This is a genomic window from Dyella marensis (genome assembly GCF_900112865.1).
GTDB lineage: Bacteria > Pseudomonadota > Gammaproteobacteria > Xanthomonadales > Rhodanobacteraceae > Dyella_D > Dyella_D marensis_A.
This window is the reverse complement of the sequence record NZ_FONH01000012.1, coordinates 99,818-119,543: the sequence shown is the minus strand read 5'-3', so window position 1 is coordinate 119,543 and position 19,726 is coordinate 99,818. Positions and strand designations below refer to the sequence as shown.

Here is a 19,726-nt window from a genome sequence, read left to right as displayed (position 1 = left end):
GTGTCGTCGGACAGCCCGGGTGGGCGGTGAGGATGTCGCCGTGGGGATCGGCGAGCGCTTGCGTACCGTATGATCTGGGGTAGCCATGATCAACTCCTTAGTCAGTTGGTGATGGTCAGCGGGTCGTAGGAGCTGCATACTCCTGCGGCCCGCGCTTCTCACAGCATTGCTGCCATGGTTACCCGCGTCGCGCGTGGAAACACTCCGCGGGTAACAACTCAGAACGCTAGCAGCGCAACCCCCGGTTGTCTTTAGTCGAAATCCGATAATCACGCCGACTGGCGTGGATTTGCGACTCAACCCAAACGGCACCCCTCAACCAGATCGCCGCGCCGCAACGGCAACCACAACGCAAACCGCGTACCGGTATCCGCCGACACCCACGCGACCTTTCCACCAATCACCTGCGCACGCCGCTGCTGATTGTGCAGACCGCGCCCACCGCCGCGCCCCAACGCAGCCGCCACATCGAACCCCTGGCCGTTGTCCTCGATGATCACCTGCACGCCATCGTCAACCGCAGCAGTCGCCACGCGGATAGCCGTGGCGCGCGTATGGCGCAAGGTGTTGGCCACGCTCTCCTGCACGATGCGCAGGATGTTCAGTGCGCTCGACGGATCCAGCCAAGGCAGTGCCGGCAACTCCTGCACATCCCAGATCAGCGCGACGTTGGCGCTCTCCATGCGCGGTTCCAGGCGGAAACGCAACGTCGCCAGCAACAGCAGCAGATCGGCCTCGACAGGCTCCATCGAATCGATCGCCAGCTTCAGGTCGTCCATGCAGTCCTTGAGCAGCTGCGAGACCTCGACATCGCGCATGCGGCCCTGCTCCACCGAGCGGATCGCGCTGATCAGCGTGGACCCCAAGCCGTCATGCATGTCCTGCATCAAGCGTTGGCGCTCGTCGCTGAGCAGTTGGCGTTGCTCGATCTCGCGCAGACGCTGGTGGCTCCGTTCCAGTTCGGCTTCGCGCAACTGCAGGCGCTCGGCCAGGCCGGCGTTGACGCGTTCCACTTCTTCGATGGCGCCCGTGTAGCGCCGATACATCAGCAGGCTGAAGGCGATGAAGGTGACGCCGTTGGTGTAGGCGCCGAGGAACCAGCCTTCCGGGCCGACCACGTTGTTGTGCAGCGCCCAGTCCGACATGCCCAGCAGCAGGCACACGGCCAGCGCGACCACCACCAGGCGCCCTTCCGGCGAGGAGCGCCAGGTGCTGATGCCGCCGACCAGGCAGACCACCAGCGCCATCAGCAGTTCGAGCGCATAGACCGCCGCCAGCATGGGCGAGCTGTTCGACAAGGTCCAAGGCAAGGGCATGGTCGCTACGCCGATCAGCACGGCCGTGGCGACCACGCCACGGCCGACCCAGCGCAACGGTCGGCCATGCAGCAGCCGCAGGAAGAAATGGATGGCGGTAAGGCCCCAGCACAGCGAATTGACCACCAGCCAGCCGAACCAGTCCCTGGCGATCGGCAGGTCCACGTAGTAATGCAGGTGCGCGGCGAAGGCGATGGCGGCGAGGTTGAAGAACAGCAGATAGCTCGATTCGTGGCGGCGCCGGAACCACACGAACAGGCCGAAGATGCCGACCGCCAGGAACGCGGCATTCAACATCGCCGGCAGGCCGCCCTGCAGCCACTGCCGCACCTCGTAGCGGCCGCGCAAGGCGTCGGCGGGCCCAAGCCAGAGCGAGGACACCGCCACCGGATAGGTCGATGTATGTTCCAACCGGATCAGGATCTCCCGCACCGGCGCATCGCTCACCGCCGGCTCCAGCGTCACCCATAGCGGCGTGAACAGGCTGTTCCATTGCTGCCCACGCTGCTGCGCGCGGTAGACCAGCTTGCCGTTGACGTAGATCGCGATGGGGCCGTCGGTCTTCAGGCGCACGCCGTACAAGGCGCGCGATGCGGTGGTCGATTGCGGCTCGTTTACTTCGAGCCGGACCCAGGTGGTGAGGTAGACCGGCTTCGCCGGAGCCTCGACAGGCGGATGAAAGCTCAGCGGCAAGGCAGCGGTCTGCCACGACGGCGGCAGCTCGCGGCTATCCAACGAAGCCGGCGGTGCACTGAAACCTTGCGTCGCCACTTCCTGCCAACTGCCCTGGGCCAGGTGCAGGCATTCGTCGGAGCGCTCGATGCCGCTGACCGCCAGCGAGAGAAACGCGCCCAGCGCCGCCAGCAAGAGCACCGAGAACAGCAACCCGGCGGCGGCGGGAAGATTTCTAAAAGCGCGGCGCGGCGCCTGTCCGCCCGCCGCTACCGGAGATGTCGCTGCCCGAACCGAATCAGCCGTCCAGAATCCCCTGATTCCTGGCTTCATAAATCGCTTCCGCCTTGGATGTCACGTTCAACTTGCTGTAGATACGCCGCACGAAGCTGCGCACGGTGAAAGGCGACAACGACATCAGCCTGGCGATTTCATTGGCGGTGAAACCCTTGGTGATGAGTTCGAGCACTTCCTTCTCGCGCGCCGACAGCAGCTGCTGCGTATCGTCCGGCGTGGCCGATCGACTGGTTCCCCCGGTCCCGATCTGCCGGAACCGCGCCAGCACCTGGCGCGCAATGATAGGGCTGATCGGGCTGCCGCCGCTGGCCACGCTGCGGATCTCCTCGACGATCCGGGCGGGTGTGCTGTCCTTCAGCAGATAGCCCGAGGCGCCGGCCTCGATCGAGCGAATGACATGGGTCTCGTCGCCGAAGTTGGTGCTGACCATGACGGCGCAGCTGCCCCACAGCTGCGCGGCGGCCTTGATCACGTCGATGCCGGAGCCGTCAGGCAGGCCCAGGTCCACCAGCAGCACGTCGGCCGGCGCGCCCTGCAGCATGGCCAGCCCTTCGGCGCGAGTGCCTGCGGCGGCGGCCAGGCGGATGTCCTGCGTGCCCTCGATCGCCTCGGCCAGGGCGCGCCGGAAACCCAGGTCGTCTTCCACGATGGCGACGTGGATCAGGGGCGGGTTCTGGCCGGGGGCCGACAGTTCCATGCAGGGTCCAGGATTCCGTAAGTACGCCATTTTGCCGGGCAGCGGCCGCGGGCGCGTGTAGCGTCTTTGTTCTACAGACAGCCCGGCACGCCCTTCCCACGATACCCGACCTGAAGCGGGGCGCTCCCACTTGCGCTCCGGATTTTGACAGGGGGCAACTCGTGAATGCATCGAGCGCAAGGCTGGAGCAGTGCGGGAGCGATGGCGCGCAGCGCATGGACGCATGGGAGCGGCACTGCGGATCGCAAGCGGCCGGAGCGGGCGAGGCGCCGGCTGGAACGACGCTGGTCCGCCAGCACTTCAGCGTGGCCAGCGAGCCGAGGGAGCGGCAACTGCCCGCGTGGCGGGATCACCTCGCCGGCATGCTCGACGTGCCGATGGTGCGGGCGCAGTTGGCGACGGGGTTTCACGGCGAACTCGATACCTACACGCTGCCGGACCTCGTCTACCACGACAGCCGCACCGACCCGGTGACATTGCTTCGCTCGTCCCAGCGCATCGCCGGCGACCGGATGCGCGACTACTGCTTCCACGTGATGGTGGAAGGCATCGCGGAGACCGAAACCGGATCGCCGCAACGCCGTACCTCGACGCAGTTCGTGCCGGGCATCCTCGCCCTGGACATGGGCCAGGCGATGCGCATGAAGCGCCCCACGCGCGCGCATGCGCTGGCTTTCTTCCTGCCGCGCACAGTAGTGGAATCGGCGATTCCGCGCGCCGAAGCGCTGCACGGCAAGGTGATCTCCTACACCTCCCCGCCGGCGCGCCTGCTGCGCGAGCATCTGCATGCAATGCATCCGGCGCTGTCGGCGATGGACGATGCCGAAGCCGGCCATGCCCTGCATGTGGCGGCCCAACTGATCCTGGCGGCCTTCGACCGGGACGCCAGCCAGAGCCATAGCGCGCGCGGGGCGGCACGTGCGGCGATGCTGGGGCGCATCAAGCACTACATCGACGCCCACCTGCATTCGCACGAACTGGCACCGGAGAAAATCCTCGGCAGCTTTCCCGTGGCGCGCGCCACGCTGTACCGCCTGTTCGAACAGGAAGGCGGCCTGCACGCCTATATCCGCAACCGCCGCCTGCGCAAGGCGGCCGACGAGCTGGTGCGCTCCCGCTCGGCCGCGGTGGCCGAGATCGGCGACCGCCTGGGTTTCAGCTATGCGGCGGATTTCACGCGGGCGTTCCGCCGCGCCTATGGCGTGCCGCCACAGGAATTCAGGGCGTTGCAATGGCAGTGGGTGGATCAGCCCTGCGACTTGAGTGCGTAGGGCGGGTTCGGGGAGCCTGCCCAGCAGGCAGCCGGCGCCTTCTTGTCAGCTGGAATAGGCCAGTGTGCAGGGCGAGCCGCGGCGGGGCTCATTCCCTGGGGAGCAGTTGTCCAGGTCGATCCAGGTATCGATGCCCAGCTGTGGATCCGGCTCGTGCATGGCCACGATCGTGGTCTTGTCGGAAGTGGCGATGGCGCGGATGACGCGCTTCGCGGACTCGATATCGAGGTTCGCCGTGGGCTCGTCGAACAGCAGCACGGGCTTGCTCGAACATAAGGCCCTTGCCACGAACAAACGCTGCCGCTGGCCGGAGGACATCAGCGGGCGCTCTTCGGAGATCTGCGTGTCGGCGCCTTGCGGCAAGTTCGACAGCAGTTCGCCGAGGCCAAGCTCTTCCAGCCGGCGCAGCGCCATCGACCGCTTTTCCCGGCCTTCCTCCAGCAGCACGTTCTCGATCAGGCTTCCCCGCAACAGGCGGTCGCCAGCGGCACTCATGTAGCAAAGGGGGCGCAGCGCTTCGAAAGCGTCACCATCCGGGCCGCCATCGACGCTGAAGCTGCCGGACGCGGGCGGCTTGAGCCCGGCAATGATCTTGAGGAGCGTGGTTTTGCCGGCACCGGATGCGCCAGCCACGCCCACTCTGTCGCGGCGGTTGATCAGAAGACTGAGGCCGTTCGACGGACTGGCAGCGCCTTGCTGGAGAATGAGGTGCTTGAAGACGATGCTCTCCGACAGCGCAACATACGTATGCGGAGTTTCATCCGACCCCTCGGGCCGAGGCGGTCTGCCGACCAGCTCTTGTGCCATTTTGTCGATGACCTTTTCGCTCTTCGCCTTGATCAGCGCCAGGCTGAAGCGCGATGCCGCACTCATGGCGATCATCCGCAGGAAGGCGTAGGTCAGGATGGTCCCATAGGAAAGATTGCCAAGCGACTTTCCTGCCGCGAAGAGCCCGATCAGTTCCAGATTCGCGATCAGGCCAAGTGCGGCGCCATATCTCCGGTCGGACGCCTTGAGCGCAACGTCACCCCGGATAGCCTTCAAGTTGAGTACCGCGAATCGCCTGCTCCGCTGATCGGCCAACTCACCCGTCCTGATCGTGTGGCTGGCCGCCATGGACTCCAGCACGAATTCGCTTTTCTCGGCGTAGCACTCCTCCATATGCCGCACCAGGCCAGCCCGGCGCTGTCCGAAAACCGCGGCTGTCACGCCCAGGGCGGAAAAGGCGGCAACGCTGACACAAGCCAAGGGCTTGCTGACGACGAACAGCAGCAATACGGACAGGGCGAAGAAGATCAGCGCGACGAATTGCTCGATCCTCGTAACGGCGTGCTCTCTCAACACCCGGTCCGCGGCCATGAATCGTTGATGCAATTGACCGGGCGATCTCAACTCAAAAAAGGCCAGGGGACGCACCATGAGGTTCTTGAAGATGCCTGGCATGCGCCAGGTCGCGGTCGAGGCTGCAAAATCAGGCAGCGCGCGCGAAAACCAGCATTCCACCAGCCACGTCATGAAGAAAAGCGTCGCGAGGACTCCGAGTGTCTGCGAATCGGAGATTCCCCATCTCTCAAAATGGCGGCCCCATATCCCTTGGATCAACGCCGGCACGGCGAATGCCATGCTCGTCAGCAGGAGAGAGATGGCAGCAAACAGCCGGCACGACCTTTTATTGATGGCATCGAAAAGGCTGGGGGAACAGATATGCTCCCGGACCGGATCGCGCATCGGGGTCGTTTCCGTTTCGCTGATCAAGGCGTAACCGGCCGAACGGAAGGTCAAGGCGCGGGCGCGGATGATCGAGGCCCCCGTGGCTGGATTGAGTATGCGAACGAAGCGTCCGGCGCGCTCACTCGCCAGCACGAAGTGATTGCCGCCGTAGTGGACAATCGCCGGCAGCGGCAACGCGTCGGCCGAATCTTCGTCGAACTGGACCGGCACGGTCTCCAGGCCCAAGCCGTCCAGGATCGACACCAGATCTTGCAGCGATAATCCTTCGGCGCGAACCCGATGTTTATCGCGCAATTGGTCGATATCGGCCGGCCGGCCCATGAGCCGGGCATACATCGCGATACAAGCCAGCCCGCATTCCGGAGCGTCGCCTTGGAAGATGACTTCGCGATAGGGATTGATACGGCGGCCAGCGTTATTCATGGACTCTCTGGATTCATGTAGAACAGCGACCTGCATCGCCAGAGCAGCCAGAACCGCCAGTGCCTGCGTATCCCCTCTTCGATCATGGATGCCCCGGACGATGCAATGCCATCCCAGTTGAGGCTCCCCAGGACGTCGATGCGCAGACATCCCCTGGCTTCGTAGAGCGCAAAGTAGACAACGACCGCCTTGGATGCCTTGGAAAGCACTTCCAGGCCGGCATGCAATCGGCCAGGTCGTTTGAAGATGTCGATCTTCCTGGTGCGCATGGGGCGCCCTGCCATGGCGCTGGTAAATTCAGGAAGCGCATCCGGGAAGACAACGAGATGGGATCGTCCTTCGCTGACGGCCTTGATGCGGCGCCGGAATTCCGCAGCCTTCAGGTCCGCGACCATCAACCGATCCAGCTTGGTTCCGAGGAGCGCGACGCTATGCATTTCGTCCTTGCCTAAAGCGTCGGCGGCATAGGCCGAGACCACGGTGGCGCGCCCGGCCGGACCCAGTGAGCAAACCGCAGCCGCGATGCGATCCGAAACCGTATGCAGGGGCGCGAAGATAAGCGGCCGCCCCGGGCAGGTCGCTGCCACGTAATCCCGCAGCGTCTGTCCGCAGTCTCGAATGTGCGCGATCAAACCGGGCTCGCCGTGGTAGCCGGATTTCTCCAGGCATTTCTTTCGAGCCCAGAGCCTCTCGTCGTGACGCCGGTGCATTTTTTCGCCGAGCAGGAACGTTGCATGGGTCTGCGCCACATCGTCGTGCGCCGACGTCGGGTTCAACGCAGCAATGAATGAGTTCCATGACGGAACGAGGCTAGCGACGTATCCGACGTATCGATAGGGCACTCGCCGCCAGAATTGTTGGGCGATTGCCGCAGTCGCCCTGTGCAGATTCAGTACGAAAAGATCCTTGACCGATCCAAGCGCTGCCCTGGCTACGAGATCCGATCGCTCCAGTGCATACAAAAGCCTCATTCCATCTGCCTCTGCCGGAGAACCAGGTCGAAGCGGATCGCTTCGACCCGGCGCTTGCGACTTAATGCGGCTGAGGCGTCTTGGCCATTTCCCTGCGGTTTTCGTTCTCGCATTTCCGATTCGCGTTGGGATCGGAACTCTGACAAGCACGAATGCCGCCCACGATCTTGCTTGCCTCTTCCTTCGAAATCTTCTTGATCATTGCATCGCCCTTCTATGCGAGTAAGTCGATGTAGTCCCCTGCTCGCATCCGCCCGTGACGCAAACGCATTCGGGCTTTTCGAGGAAGAACCACCTCCAGCCCGTGCCGTGACTGCGCCCGGCACCAGCACGGCTACTCTACGAACGGAATGCAAAAAAAACCCCGAAAAAATCGGGGTTTGATACAAATGGATGCAACATTCGTTTAGAACGGAATATCGTCATCGTCGAAGCTGTTGTTTTCCACCGGCGGAGCCGGCTGGCGCGAGCCGTAGTCGTTGCCGCCACGGTTGCCGCCACCGCCGCCACCGCCGAAGTCGTTGCCACCGCCACCGCCGCCGCGATTGCCGTAGCCGCCGCCACCGCCGCCCTGGCGCTGACCGCCGCCACCGCCCTGCGCGCGCTGGAAGTTGCCGCCACCGCCACCGCCGCCTTCACCACCGGCGCCGCCGATCATCTGCATGTCGTTGGCGACGATATCGGTGCTGAAGCGCTCGATGCCGTCCTTGTCGGTGTACTTGTCGGTGCGCAGCGAGCCTTCGATGTAGACCTGGCGTCCCTTCTTGAGGTATTCGCCGGCGATCTCGGCGAGCTTGCCGAACAGCTTCACGCGGTGCCACTCGGTGCGCTCCTGGCGCTCGCCGCTCTGCTTGTCGGTCCACTGTTCGGAGGTGGCGATGCGCAGGCTGGTGATCGCGGTGCCGCTGCTGGTGTAGCGGGTCTCCGGATCCGCGCCGAGATTGCCGATCAGGATGACTTTGTTGACGCCACGTGCCATGGATGTGTTTCCTCGGTTGGCCGGCCGTAAATGAGGTTGGGTACGGTCGGGGTTGATATGGCCGGACATGATACCTATCGACGGGTCTCATGCGCAGCGACGGGGTCCGTTTCCCCGCGTAGGCCTCAGGCGGCGTGCTGCGTAGGCAGGTTGCCGGTTTCGCCCTCGGCGCCTTCCGCGGGCAGCCGCAGGATCGTGAACCCGGCCGCCTCCCAGGCATCCAGCCCGCCCAGCAGCGGGCGCACCCGGCGATATCCCTGCTGCATCAGGTTCTTGGCGGCGACGGCGGCGGAGGCCTCGTTGGGGCAACTGCAGTAGATGACCAGCTCGGCGTCCAGCGGCACGTCGTGCACGACGCGGTCGATGCCGGCCACGTCGGCCAGCAGGGCGCCGGGGATCACCCGCGTATCGATCAGGCGCGAAGCCGGCGAGCGCACGTCGACCAGCACCGGGCCCAGGCCCTCGTCGATGGCGCGCTTGAGTTCGTCCACGGTGATGCGGGCCATGCGCAGGGTGACGATCAGGCGGTGGCGCTGCCACCACTTCAGCAGGATGTACAGCGCCAGCAGGCTGCCGACCACTTCCAGGGCGATGGTGCCGGCATTGCCCAGCGCCACCAGCACCTTGTCGATCTGCGGCGCCAGCGCGTAGCCCAGGCCCACCGACAGGCCCAGCCACAACAGCGAGCCCAGGCCGTCCATCAGCAGGAACACCGCCGGCCGCAGCCCCAGCGCGCCGACCAGCGGCGGCGCCACCGTGGACAGGCCCGGCACGAACTTGGCCACCAGCAGCACTTGCCCGCGCCAGCGCTGGAAGCGCAGCTCGGACTGCTTTACGCAGGAATCGGGCGACAGCGAGATGCGGCACAGCGTGCGCATCACCCCCGCGCCGTAGCGGCGCCCGGCCCAGTACCAGGCCAGGTCGCTGAGCAGGCAGCCCAGCAGGGCCAGCCCCACCACGCCGAGCAGGGGCAGCTGCCCGTTGGCGGCCAGGGCGCCGGCCACCACCAGGGTCGGCACCGCCGGCACCGGCGCGCCGGCCTGCTCCACCAGCACGTTGAGGAACACCAGCACCAGGCCGTATTCGGCCAGCAGGGCAATGATTTCTTGGGCCATCGTCGGCACCCCGGGATACCCGGCTCGCGGCCGGTTCGAATGCGCCGATGATTGGGGCGCGGCGGGCCGTTTGCAAACGTCCCGGAAGGGAAACAGTGCGGGTCGCCGGCGGCAACCGGCCGGCCCAGGGGCGAAACCGCGCGGCCACCCCCTATAATCGATCGCTACGAAGCCGCGATCCCGCCATGACCACGATGCCCGCCACCGCCTTCCGCCCGACCGATTTCGCCGACGTGCGCGCGCTGGCCGACGACGACATGAAGCGGGTGGACGGCCTGATCCGCCATCGCCTGTCCTCCGACGTGGTGCTGATCAACCAGATCGCAGACCACATCATTGCCGGCGGCGGCAAGCGCCTGCGCCCGATGCTGCACGTGCTGGCCGCCGGGGCCGCCGGCTACCGCGGCGAGGAACATATCAAGCTGGCGGCGGTGATCGAGTTCATCCACACCTCGACCCTGCTGCACGACGACGTGGTCGACGAGTCCGACCTGCGCCGCGGCCGCAAGACCGCCAATGCGCTGTGGGGCAATGCCGCCAGCGTGCTGGTCGGCGACTTCCTGTACTCGCGCTCGTTCCAGCTGATGGTGGAACTGGACGACATGCGCGTGATGCGCATCCTGGCCAATACCACCAACACCATCGCCGAAGGCGAGGTTCTGCAGCTGCTCAACATCGGCAATGCCGACGTGGACGAAGCCGCCTACCTGGCGGTGATCGAGCGCAAGACCGCGGTGCTGTTCGCCGCCGCCACCGAACTGGGCGGCGTGCTGGGCGGCCTGCCGGAAGCGCAGATCGCCGCGCTGCGCCGCTACGGCATGGAGCTGGGCTACGCCTTCCAGATCGCCGACGACCTGCTGGACTACGTCAGCGATTCGGACACGCTGGGCAAGAACATCGGCGACGACCTCGCCGAGGGCAAGCCGACGCTGCCGCTGATCTATGCGATGCAGAAGGCCGATCCCGAGCAGGTGCAGTCGCTGCGCCACGCCATCGAGCATGGCGGGCTGGATTCGCTGGAGCGGATCATCGCGGCGATCCGCGATTCGGGCGCGCTGGACCGCACGCATGAGCGGGCGGTGGTGCATGCCAACGCGGCGCGTGCGGCGCTGGAGGCGCTGCCGCCGTCGTCGTACCGGGATGCGCTGGCGACGCTGGCGGATTATTCGGTGCAGCGGAGCTTCTGACCGGCCAGCGCATTTGCCGGCGTAGGTTGGGGTGAGCCGCAGGCGAACCCCAACATCGGCACCTTCATGCGTATCGCATCGTTGGGGTTCGCCTGCGGCTCACCCCAACCTACGTCGGTAATCAAGGCGTGTTGGTAAACGCCCCGCGCAACCAGTCCCCCATCATCCGATAGCTGCGCTTCGCCGCCCGCTCGTCATACGCGCAACCTTCCCGATGCTGGTCCGTCTCGGTAAAGCAATGCACCGCATTGCCCAGCACCACGAACTGCCAGTCCGCCTTGCTGCCGCGCATCTCGTCCATGAACTTGTCGGCGTCGGGCATGGTGCCCTTGTCGTCGGCGCCGTTGAACACCAGCACGCGGGCCTTGATCTGTTTGGCCAAGTCGGGATTGTCGGTCGCCAGGCCGCCGTGGAACGACACCACCGCGGCCACGTCGGCGCCGGCGCGCGCCAGGTCCAGCACGGCGGAACCGCCGAAGCAGAAGCCGATCGCGGCCAGCCTGGACAGGTCGATCGGCGCGTCCTTGGCCTGCGCCTTCAACTGGTCCAGCGCATAGGACACGCGCTTGCGCATCAGCGAGCGGTCGCCGTACAGCGGCTTCACCGCGGCCTGCGCTTCCTGGTCGTTCTTGGGGCGCGTGGTGGCGCCGTACATGTCGGTGACCAGGACCACGTAGTCCTTGCCGGCGATGCCTTCGGCCTTGGTCAGCGCCAGGTCGTTGACGCCGTACCAGTTCGGCACCATCACCAGCGCGGGGCGCTTGGCGCTCACTGCATCGTCGTACACCAGCACGCTGCGGAACCTGGTTCCATCCAGCGTCCACTCCACCGGCTTGTGCACCATTTTCGCCTGTGCGGCGAAGGCCAGGCCGGACAGCAACAGCAGGCAACCGAGTCGTGCAATACGCATGATCCACTCCTTGCGATGTACGGGGGAAAGCTTGCGATGAAGGCGCATCAGCGCCCGGCGGCATGCTCCGCCAGCCGGCGCTTCAGCGGGCCGATGCGATCGACCAGGCGCACGCCCAGGCCGCGCGCGGCGACCAGCGGCGAGGCGCGCCAGCCGTAGATGCGCGCCAGCGCGTCGAAGCCCAGCGCGTCCAGCGTGTCGGCGCTGCGCCGGCGGCGCGCGTAGCGGCGCAGCACGTGGGCGGCGGCGATGTCGCGTCCGGCCTCGCGCGCGGCGAGGAGCGTGTCGCGCAGCTCCGCCACGTCGCGCAGGCCGAGGTTGACGCCCTGCCCCGCCAGCGGATGCACCGCGTGCGCGGCGTCGCCAAGCAGCACGAAGCGCTCGGCCTGGTAGGTGGTGGCAAGCTGCAGCTTGAGCGGGAACGCCGCGCGCGGCGTGCTGCCGACGATGCGGCCGAGACGGAAATCGCTGGCCACGCCGAGTGCCGCCAGGAAGGCGTCGTCGTCAAGCGCGAGCACGCGTTTCGCTTCATCGTCGGGCAGCGACCACACCACGGAACTGCGCCCATCGGCCAGCGGCAACAGGGCCAGCGGACCATCGGGAAGAAAACGCTGCCACGCCGTGCCCTGGTGCGGCCGCTCGGTGCGCACGTGCGCGACCACCGCGCGCTGCGCGTAATCGCGGCCGCGCGTCTCGATGCCGGCCAGCTTGCGCAGCGGCGAGCCGGCGCCGTCGGCGGCGACCAGCAGGCGCGCGCCGATCGACTGGCCGTCGGCGAGGTCGAGCTGGATGCGGTCGTCCTGCGCCTCGAAACCCTTCACCTCGGCCGGGCACAGACGCTGCACGCCGGCCGCTTCCAGCGCCAGCCACAAGCGCCACTGCACCAGGTTGTTCTCGACGATATGGCCGAGCAGGTCGCGCCCTTCGTTGGCCGCATCGAAGTGGATCGAGGCGCCGCTTTCGGCGTCCCACACATGCATATGGGCGTACGGGCCCGAGCGCGCCTCGCGGATCGAGGCCCACACGCCGAGCTGGTCGAGCAATGCGATCGAGGACGGCGCCAGGCCGACCACGCGCAGGTCGACTTCCTGTTCGGCCGACCACGGCGCCGGTTCGCGCGCTTCGAGCAGCGCGGTGGCGAAGCCGGCTTTCGCCAGCGCCAGCGCGGCGGCGGCGCCCACCATGCCGCCGCCGACCACGGCGACGTCCAGCGCGGGACCGCGGCGGCGCGCTTCGCCGCGCACTGACAGCTGGCTCATGGCAGACGCTCCAGCACCGCCCGCGGCGGCTCCGCACGGAAGCCCATGCCCTTGCGCGCCAGCAGGCCGCGCAGCGGCGGCACGCGGTCGCAGGCCAGCAGGGCCAGCGAGCGCAACGGGCCGAGCAGCGGCTGCGGCAGGCAGGCCAGTTGCACCAGGCCGTGGCTCATGTTCATGGTGCCCTCGCGGTCCGGCGCGCGGCGCGCGGCGTACTCCTCCAGCAACGCCGGCGCGCCGGGATCCGGCGCGGCGGCGACCAGCTCGGCCAGGGTCAGCGCATCGCGCAGGCCCAGGTTGAAACCCTGCGCGCCGATCGGATGCACCGTCTGCGCGGCATTGCCGACCAGCACCGCGCGCGGGCCGGTCAACCGCCCCGCCGCCACGCGCTTGATCGGATAGGGATGGCGCTTGCCCGGCCGCGACAGGCGGCCCAGGCGCCAGCCGAAGCGCTGCTGCGCGAAGGCCAGGAAACCGTCGTCGTCCAGCGCGGCGATCGCGTCGGCCTCTGCCGTCGGCACGGTGAGGACCAGGCCGCAGCGACGCTCGGCCAGCGGCAGCAGGGCCACCGGACCGTTATCGGCAAAACGTTCGTAGGCACGGTTCGCGTGCGGGCGCTCGGGCGTCACGGTGCAGACGAACAGGGACTGGCGGTAGTCGTAGGTATCGGCCTCGATGCCCAGGCGATCGCGCACATAGGACGCCGTGCCGTCGGCGCCGACCAGCAGCGCCGCATCGATCTCCTGCACGCCATCGGCCGTGCTCACGCGGGCGCGCCAGCCCTCGGCGAGCGGCTCCAGCGCTTCCAGCCGGGCCGGGGCGAGGCGGCGCAGGCGCCGGCACTCGTCCAGGCGGCGTAGCAGGGCGTTGCCGAACTCGCGCGCCGGCAAGGTCCAGCCCAGCGCATCGACGCCCTCGCGCTGCGCATCGAGGCGGACGCTGCCGAAATCCCCGCTGCGGCTGACATGGATATGCCGGATCGGCGTCGCCAGCGCGGCTGCATGCCGCCACACGCCGATCGCCTCCAGGCCGTTGACCGTGGCGCGGGACAGCGCGAGGTTGCGCTCGTCGTAGCTGGGCTGGGCGTCCGCGCGCGGCGCGGCGGCCTCGACCATGACGGCATCGACGCCCGCCACGTCCAGCGCGATGGCCAGGCTGGCGCCGACCAGGCCGCCGCCGACGATGAGCACGGGGGGATTGGAGGAAGTCGGATGGGGCATGGGGGCTGGGGACGTCATGGGCCCGCATGATACGCGCTGGGCTATCGGATCTCGGTGGCGAAAATGGCCACGAGGTAGCGCGGCCTGAACTCCTCATCCCTCCGGCAGAGGGATGGGTGAGGTATGGGGCGGAATGATGCGCATCGCTCCGCCCGAACCCTCATCCGCCTGCCGGCACCTTCCTCGCTCCTCAGAACCGCGCACATCCCTGTGCGCTCCCCGCGTGCTCCCGGAGGGAGAAGGACCCAGCCTGGAAAGGGCGCAGATCATCGGGGCCGGGCCCTTTGCGATAGACTTCGCGTCTGCATTTTCTCGCGACACTTTCTTTGGAGCAGCTCATGGCTACGACGCAATCCCAGCGCCTCGGCATTTTCGCGGCCCTCGCCCTGGTCATGGCCGCCACCCGCGTGCACATCTCGATCCTGCACCACGACGTGTGGGACGCCTCCTGGGGCGTGTTCTTCCTGGCCGGCTTCTGGCTGCGCGGCTCGGCGCGCTGGGCCTTCCCGCTGCTGATGGCGCTGGCGGTACTGGCGGATTACTTCGTGATCACCGGCCAGGGCATGGATTTCTGGCAGCACTACTGCGTCTCGGCGGCCTACTGGTTCCTGGTGCCCTCGTACTTCGGCCTGTGGATGGGCGGCAGCTGGCTGGCCGCGCGCAAGCCGGGCCTGAACCTGCGCGGCCTGGGCCTGGCGGCGGGCGCGATGCTGGCCGGCTGGGCGGCCTGCTATGTGCTGTCCAACGGCAGCTACTACTGGCTGAGCGCCACCGTGCCGCAGCCGCGCAGCTTCGCGGCCTGGTTCGCCAACCTGGGCGACTGGTACCTGTTCTTCCTGGAAACCACCGCGCTGTGGGTGGGCCTGGGCCTGGTGGTGCACGCGCTGGCCACCCAGCTCGGCCGCACGCTGGGCCACGCGGATTCGACCAAGCTGACGCACTGAGCGGTCGCGTGGGCAACCGCCTCTCCAAGATCTACACGCGCACCGGCGACGACGGCAGCACCGGCCTCGGCGACGGTTCGCGCGTGCCGAAGGATTCGCTGCGCGTGGCCGCCTACGGCACCGTGGACGAGCTCAACAGCGCCATCGGCATGGTGCTGGCCGCCGACGGCGTGGGCGACGACGTCCGCGAGACGCTGACCCAGGTGCAGCACGACCTGTTCGATCTCGGCGGCGAGCTGTGCATTCCCGGCATGGCGATGATCGACGACGGCGACATCGACCGCCTGGAGCAGGTACTGGACGGCTTCAACGAGCCGCTGCCCGCGCTGAAGGATTTCATCCTGCCCGGCGGCGGCATGGCCGCCTCCTGCTGCCACCTGGCGCGCACCGTGTGCCGCCGCGCCGAGCGCGAGGTGATCGCACTGGCCCGCGTCGAGGACGTGCGGCCGCAGGCGCAGCGCTATCTCAACCGCCTGTCCGACCTGCTGTTCGTGATCTGCCGCGTGCTGGCGCGCGCCGGCGGCCACGGCGAAGTGCTGTGGCAGCACGAACGCCGCCGCAAGCCCGCGGCCAGCTGAGCCTCATGCTGCGGCTCTACACCCACCCGGCCTGCCTGCAGCACGACCCGGGCGAGGGCCATCCCGAGTCCCCCTCGCGCCTGCGCAGCGTGTTGCGTGCGCTGGACCACGACCGCTTCGCCGCGCTGGACCGCATTGAAGCGCCGCGCGCCACCCGCGAGCAGCTGCTGCGCGTGCATGGTGCCGACCACGTCGACAGCATCCTCGCCATCGCCCCGGCCGGAGGCACGGTGCGGCTGGACGAGGACACGCTGATGTCGCCCGGCTCCGCCGAAGCCGCCCTGCGCGCGGCCGGCGCCCTGGTCGCCGCGGTGGACCTGGCCATGGCCGGCGGCGGGCGCGCGTTCTGCGCGGTGCGTCCGCCGGGGCACCACGCCACGCGGACCCAGGCGATGGGCTTCTGCCTGTTCAACAACGTCGCCGTGGCCGCCGCGCATGCGATCGCCGAGCATGGCCTCAAGCGCATCGCCATCGCCGATTTCGACGTGCACCACGGCAACGGCACGCAGGACATCTTCGAGCGCGACCCGCGCGTGCTGTTCGTCTCCAGCCACCAGTCGCCGCTGTATCCGGAGACGGGGCGCGAGGACGAGCGCGGCGCGGGCAATATCGTCAATGCGACGCTGGCGGCGGGCGACGGTTCGCAGGAGTTCCGCGAGCTGTGGGAAGGCGCGCTGCTGCCCAGGCTCTACGCGTTCAAGCCGCAGCTGGTGCTGATCTCGGCCGGCTTCGACGCCCACCGCGCCGACCCGCTGGCGCAACTGCGCCTGGACACCGAGGACTACGCCTGGATCACCGGCCGCCTGGTCGACCTGGCACACGCGCACGCCGCGGACCGCCTGGTATCCACGCTGGAGGGCGGCTACGACCTCCAGGCGCTGGCGGCCAGCGTCGGCGCGCACGTCGCCGAGTTGATGGCCTGACTTCTTACGGCTGCGCTGACGAGCCGGCCGGCTCGAAATCCAGCGCCACCGAATTGATGCAGTAGCGCAGGCCGGTCGGCCGCGGGCCGTCGGGGAAGACGTGGCCCAGGTGCGAATCGCACTGGGCGCAGCGCACCTCGATGCGTTGCATGCCGTGGCTGTCGTCCGCGTGCTCGATCACCGCGCCCGGCGCGACCGGCTGGTAGTAGCTCGGCCAGCCGGAGCCGGAGTCGTACTTGGCCTCGGAGCCGAACAGGGCGGCGTGGCAGGCGGCGCAGACATAGGTGCCGGCGGCCTTGTGCTCGTACCACTTGCCGGTGAACGGGCGCTCGGTGGCGGAACAGCGGCAGACGGCGTACTGCTCGGGGGTGAGCTCGGCGCGCCACTCGGCATCGGTCTTGGTCAGCTTGGTCTCGCTCATGCTGAATCCTCGTACGGGGTTGAGAGCCTGTTCAATGTCTCCGCGTAGCCCGCGTTGCCGTTGAGTGGCCGCCAAGCGGCCGCCCAACGGCAACCCGGAGGGCCGGCTCTGGTTGCCCGCCATCCTGCGTCATCGCTCGGTCACGTATCGACATACGCTCCCTCACTCTTCCTTGTCTGGCGAGCAACCAGAGCCGGCGCGGGCTACGCGGAGACATTGAACAGGCTCTAAGGGGTCTCGCCTGCCGTATATGGGGTCTTTCTGCTAGCTTAACGACCTTTCCGAAACCAGCAGACCGCCATCGTGACGCCCAAGCCGACCTCGCGCCACCTGCCCCCGCGCCGCCTGCTGGCGGTCGCCGCGGCCCTTGCCCTGATGGGCGGCCAGGCCGAAGCCCAGTCGACCTCCGACGGGACCCAGGGCACCGGCACCCAGGAAAGCGCCGGCCAGACCGGGACCGCGTCCTGCCCGCTCGGCTCGTTCCACTGCAAGCCGCGTGAGCTGAACTACACGATGTGCCGCCCGAACGCTCTGCTGGAGTTCTACGATCCCACGCTGCCCAAGGACACCACCGGGCGCGACACGGCCAACACCGAGGTCTATGCCGAGCAGGTCGACAGCTCCGACCAGACGGTCTATCACCTGCAGGGCCGGGTGAACATCCAGCGCGCCGACCAGAAGCTGCAGTCGGACACCGCCGACTACAACAGCGACAGCACCGACTACGACGCGCGCGGCAATGTGCGCTACCAGGAAGCCGGCCAGCTGTTGAACGCCGAGCACATCCGCGGCAACACCGACTCGAGCACGGGCGTGGCCGACACCGTGCGCTACCAGATGCTCACCTCGCGCGGCAACGGCGTGGCCCAGCAGGGCCAGATGCTGGACGCGCAGCGCACCCACTACACCCGCGTCAGCTATTCCACCTGCGACGTCGGCCATCATCTGTGGGAAGTGCGCTCGAAGGACCTGCGCATCGACAAGGAAACCGGCGTGGGCACGGCGCATGGCGCCACCATGCGCTTCGCCAACGTGCCGTTCCTGTACCTGCCCTACTTCACCTTCCCGGTGGACGACCGGCGCAAGAGCGGCTTCCTGTATCCGACCTTCAGCAATTCCAACCGCTCCGGCTTCATGCTGGGCGCGCCGTATTACCTCAACCTGGCGCCGAACTACGACGCCACGCTGGAGCCGCGCATCTACACCTCGCGCGGCCTGATGCTGGCCGGCGAGTTCCGCTATCTGAACCTGATTCCCGGCACCACCGGCCAGCTGAACATCGAATACCTGCACAATGACCGCGGCGACAACGACCCGGACAGCGTGGAGCAGACCAAGGGCGACGACCGCTACCTGGTGAAGTTCAACGACCAGTCGCACCTGGTCGGCCCGTGGACCTTCACCACCAGCATCAACCGCGCCTCCGACCGCAATTACCTGCGCGACTTCGGCAACGACCTGTACACCTCGGCGATCGGCACGCTGACCTCCAGCGCCTACGTGGTCGGCGGCGGCAACTGGTGGAACGCCTCGTTCGGCGCGGACAGCTACCAGAACGTCGACCCCTCGCTGCCCGACTCCTCGGTGCAGTACAAGCGCTGGCCGCGCGCGACCTTCAACGTCAACCTGCCGCTGCAGAAGTGGCTGGAATTCGGCGCCAGCACCGAGGCCGTGGCGTTCCGCAAGGACGACGTGGTCGAAGGCAACCGCCTGGACCTGTACCCCTACCTGGCCGCCGATTTCCGCGGCGCCGCCTGGTTCGTGCGGCCGAAGGTGGCCTACCGCTACACCACGTACGACCTGAGCGGCGGCTACGACCGCTACGGCTATTACACGCCGCTGGCCACCGGCACGACCACGCCGTTCACCAGCAGCTCGCCGAGCCGCTCGGTGCCGATCACCAGCCTGGACACCGGCCTGGTGTTCGACCGCCTCACCACGCTGTTCGGCAAGGGCTATACGCAGACCCTGGAGCCGCGGCTGTACTACCTGTACGTGCCGTACCGCAACCAGAACAACCTGCCGCTGTTCGACACCAACCTGATGTCGTTCGACTACTGGCAGCTGTTCTCGCCGAACCAGTATTCCGGCGCGGACCGCCAGATGAACGCCAATAACCTGACCGCGGCGCTGACCACCCGCCTGCTCGACGACAACGGCGTGGAGCGCCTGTCGGCCAGCATCGGCCAGATCCGCTACTTCAACCAGCAGCGCGTGCAGCTGCCCAACAGCAACAACACCACCGGCACGCCGACCGACTGGTCCGGCTCCAACTACGTGGCCCAGCTGAACATGCAGCTGGACGACGACTGGCGCGTGAGCACCCAGTACCAGTGGGACCCGCACAAGCGCCAGCAGGGCGGCACCGACATCACCGGCAAGCCCTATTTCGTCGGCCGCAGCACCGACCTGGCGGCGGTGAGCATCCAGCGCCGGATCGGCACGGACGGCATCGTCAACTTCTCCTACCGCTACCGCCGCGGCCTGCTGGAACAATACGACGCCTCCGCGGTCTACCCGATCTCCGAACGCTGGCGCCTGGTCGGCCGCTGGACGTATTCGGTGATGGAGAAGCGGACGGTGGAAGCGCTGGCGGGCGTCGAGTACGACAGCTGCTGCGTCGCGGTCCGCGTGGTGGGACGCCATTACGTCAACACCTACAACTTCGCCACCGCCAACGCCAGCGCCAACAACGCCATCATGTTCGAACTGCAGTTCAAGGGTCTGGGCGCCTTCAACGGCCAGACGGAAGGGGTGCTGCGGCGTGGTATCCTTGGCTATCAATAACTTCCCGGTCGCCGCCTGAGGCGATTGA

Annotated in this window: 16 protein-coding genes; 6 read left to right on the top strand and 10 right to left on the bottom strand. The window is 67.4% G+C overall.

Annotated features, from left to right (window positions below; genetic code table 11):
• Positions 1-296: 296 nt before the first annotated feature.
• The gene (locus BM172_RS15390) at positions 297-2,189 is read right to left on the bottom strand and encodes a sensor histidine kinase (protein WP_197022826.1); all 1,893 of its coding nucleotides are present in this window, start codon (positions 2,187-2,189) and stop codon (positions 297-299) included.
• 97 nt (positions 2,190-2,286) lie between these two features.
• On the bottom strand, positions 2,287-2,982 hold the full coding sequence (locus BM172_RS15385; protein WP_026633694.1) for a response regulator: 696 nt from the start codon (positions 2,980-2,982) through the stop codon (positions 2,287-2,289).
• A 215-nt stretch (positions 2,983-3,197) separates the two neighbouring features.
• Here BM172_RS15385 and BM172_RS15380 point away from each other — a divergent pair, with 215 nt between their 5' ends.
• Positions 3,198-4,253 (top strand): helix-turn-helix domain-containing protein, encoded by a 1,056-nt coding sequence (locus tag BM172_RS15380; RefSeq protein ID WP_081805014.1) that lies wholly within the window; start codon positions 3,198-3,200, stop codon positions 4,251-4,253.
• A gap of 45 nt (positions 4,254-4,298) precedes the next feature.
• On the opposite strand, the gene BM172_RS15375 is transcribed toward BM172_RS15380, so the two are convergent.
• From BM172_RS15375 to BM172_RS15365, 4 genes are all read right to left on the bottom strand, one after another.
• Positions 4,299-6,407: an ATP-binding cassette domain-containing protein gene (locus BM172_RS15375; protein WP_177218824.1), complete on the bottom strand. Its 2,109-nt coding sequence runs from the start codon at positions 6,405-6,407 to the stop codon at positions 4,299-4,301.
• A complete protein-coding gene (locus BM172_RS22560) occupies positions 6,404-7,378 on the bottom strand; it encodes a hypothetical protein (RefSeq protein ID WP_177218823.1) in 975 nt (324 codons plus the stop codon). The genes BM172_RS15375 and BM172_RS22560 overlap by 4 nt, the downstream gene beginning before the upstream one ends.
• Positions 7,379-7,784: 406 nt before the next feature.
• A complete protein-coding gene (gene ssb / locus BM172_RS15370) occupies positions 7,785-8,357 on the bottom strand; it encodes a single-stranded DNA-binding protein (RefSeq protein WP_026633697.1) in 573 nt (190 codons plus the stop codon).
• A gap of 125 nt (positions 8,358-8,482) precedes the next feature.
• Positions 8,483-9,472, bottom strand: coding sequence for a DedA family protein/thiosulfate sulfurtransferase GlpE (locus BM172_RS15365; RefSeq protein WP_026633698.1), 990 nt, complete (start codon positions 9,470-9,472; stop codon positions 8,483-8,485).
• A gap of 185 nt (positions 9,473-9,657) precedes the next feature.
• Between BM172_RS15365 and BM172_RS15360 the strand changes: the two genes are divergently transcribed.
• Positions 9,658-10,659 (top strand): polyprenyl synthetase family protein, encoded by a 1,002-nt coding sequence (locus BM172_RS15360; RefSeq protein WP_026633699.1) that lies wholly within the window; start codon positions 9,658-9,660, stop codon positions 10,657-10,659.
• 121 nt (positions 10,660-10,780) lie between these two features.
• On the opposite strand, the gene BM172_RS15355 is transcribed toward BM172_RS15360, so the two are convergent.
• From BM172_RS15355 to ubiH, 3 genes are read right to left on the bottom strand one after another with little or no spacing between them, the layout of a single operon-like run.
• The gene (locus BM172_RS15355) at positions 10,781-11,569 is read right to left on the bottom strand and encodes a dienelactone hydrolase family protein (protein WP_026633700.1); all 789 of its coding nucleotides are present in this window, start codon (positions 11,567-11,569) and stop codon (positions 10,781-10,783) included.
• Positions 11,570-11,616: 47 nt separating this feature from the next.
• Positions 11,617-12,828: a UbiH/UbiF/VisC/COQ6 family ubiquinone biosynthesis hydroxylase gene (locus BM172_RS15350; RefSeq protein WP_026633701.1), complete on the bottom strand. Its 1,212-nt coding sequence runs from the start codon at positions 12,826-12,828 to the stop codon at positions 11,617-11,619.
• The gene (ubiH, locus tag BM172_RS15345; RefSeq protein WP_035322391.1) at positions 12,825-14,045 is read right to left on the bottom strand and encodes a 2-octaprenyl-6-methoxyphenyl hydroxylase; all 1,221 of its coding nucleotides are present in this window, start codon (positions 14,043-14,045) and stop codon (positions 12,825-12,827) included. Before ubiH ends, BM172_RS15350 begins: the two co-directional genes overlap by 4 nt.
• A gap of 338 nt (positions 14,046-14,383) precedes the next feature.
• On the opposite strand from ubiH, the gene BM172_RS15340 reads away from it, so the two are divergent.
• Genes BM172_RS15340 through BM172_RS15330 form a run of 3 tightly spaced genes read left to right on the top strand, consistent with a single transcriptional unit; the run spans position 14,384 to position 16,490 of the window.
• Positions 14,384-14,989, top strand: a complete 606-nt coding sequence (locus tag BM172_RS15340; RefSeq protein ID WP_051548339.1) for a hypothetical protein — start codon at positions 14,384-14,386, stop codon at positions 14,987-14,989.
• 8 nt (positions 14,990-14,997) lie between these two features.
• Positions 14,998-15,567, top strand: a complete 570-nt coding sequence (locus BM172_RS15335; RefSeq protein ID WP_026633704.1) for a cob(I)yrinic acid a,c-diamide adenosyltransferase — start codon at positions 14,998-15,000, stop codon at positions 15,565-15,567.
• Positions 15,568-15,575: 8 nt separating this feature from the next.
• Entirely contained in the window at positions 15,576-16,490 is a 915-nt protein-coding gene (locus BM172_RS15330) for a histone deacetylase family protein (protein WP_197022830.1), read from the top strand.
• 4 nt (positions 16,491-16,494) lie between these two features.
• Here BM172_RS15330 and msrB read toward each other — a convergent pair whose 3' ends face one another.
• Positions 16,495-16,911, bottom strand: coding sequence for a peptide-methionine (R)-S-oxide reductase MsrB (gene msrB, locus BM172_RS15325; RefSeq protein WP_026633706.1), 417 nt, complete (start codon positions 16,909-16,911; stop codon positions 16,495-16,497).
• 303 nt (positions 16,912-17,214) lie between these two features.
• Between msrB and BM172_RS15320 the strand changes: the two genes are divergently transcribed.
• Positions 17,215-19,698, top strand: a complete 2,484-nt coding sequence (locus BM172_RS15320) for an LPS-assembly protein LptD (RefSeq protein WP_026633707.1) — start codon at positions 17,215-17,217, stop codon at positions 19,696-19,698.
• Positions 19,699-19,726 lie beyond the last annotated feature (28 nt).

What these genes read in the sequence shown, in the direction of transcription:
- BM172_RS15385 (WP_026633694.1), bottom strand. Translation starts at nt 2,982, where the DNA reads ATGGAACTGTCGGCCCCCGGCCAGAACCCGCCCCTGATCCACGTCGCC.
- BM172_RS15380 (WP_081805014.1), top strand. Translation starts at nt 3,198, where the DNA reads ATGGACGCATGGGAGCGGCACTGCGGATCGCAAGCGGCCGGAGCGGGC.
- BM172_RS15375 (WP_177218824.1), bottom strand. Translation starts at nt 6,407, where the DNA reads ATGAATAACGCTGGCCGCCGTATCAATCCCTATCGCGAAGTCATCTTC.
- BM172_RS22560 (WP_177218823.1), bottom strand. Translation starts at nt 7,378, where the DNA reads ATGAGGCTTTTGTATGCACTGGAGCGATCGGATCTCGTAGCCAGGGCA.
- ssb (WP_026633697.1), bottom strand. Translation starts at nt 8,357, where the DNA reads ATGGCACGTGGCGTCAACAAAGTCATCCTGATCGGCAATCTCGGCGCG.
- BM172_RS15365 (WP_026633698.1), bottom strand. Translation starts at nt 9,472, where the DNA reads ATGGCCCAAGAAATCATTGCCCTGCTGGCCGAATACGGCCTGGTGCTG.
- BM172_RS15360 (WP_026633699.1), top strand. Translation starts at nt 9,658, where the DNA reads ATGACCACGATGCCCGCCACCGCCTTCCGCCCGACCGATTTCGCCGAC.
- BM172_RS15355 (WP_026633700.1), bottom strand. Translation starts at nt 11,569, where the DNA reads ATGCGTATTGCACGACTCGGTTGCCTGCTGTTGCTGTCCGGCCTGGCC.
- BM172_RS15350 (WP_026633701.1), bottom strand. Translation starts at nt 12,828, where the DNA reads ATGAGCCAGCTGTCAGTGCGCGGCGAAGCGCGCCGCCGCGGTCCCGCG.
- ubiH (WP_035322391.1), bottom strand. Translation starts at nt 14,045, where the DNA reads ATGCCCCATCCGACTTCCTCCAATCCCCCCGTGCTCATCGTCGGCGGC.
- BM172_RS15340 (WP_051548339.1), top strand. Translation starts at nt 14,384, where the DNA reads ATGGCTACGACGCAATCCCAGCGCCTCGGCATTTTCGCGGCCCTCGCC.
- msrB (WP_026633706.1), bottom strand. Translation starts at nt 16,911, where the DNA reads ATGAGCGAGACCAAGCTGACCAAGACCGATGCCGAGTGGCGCGCCGAG.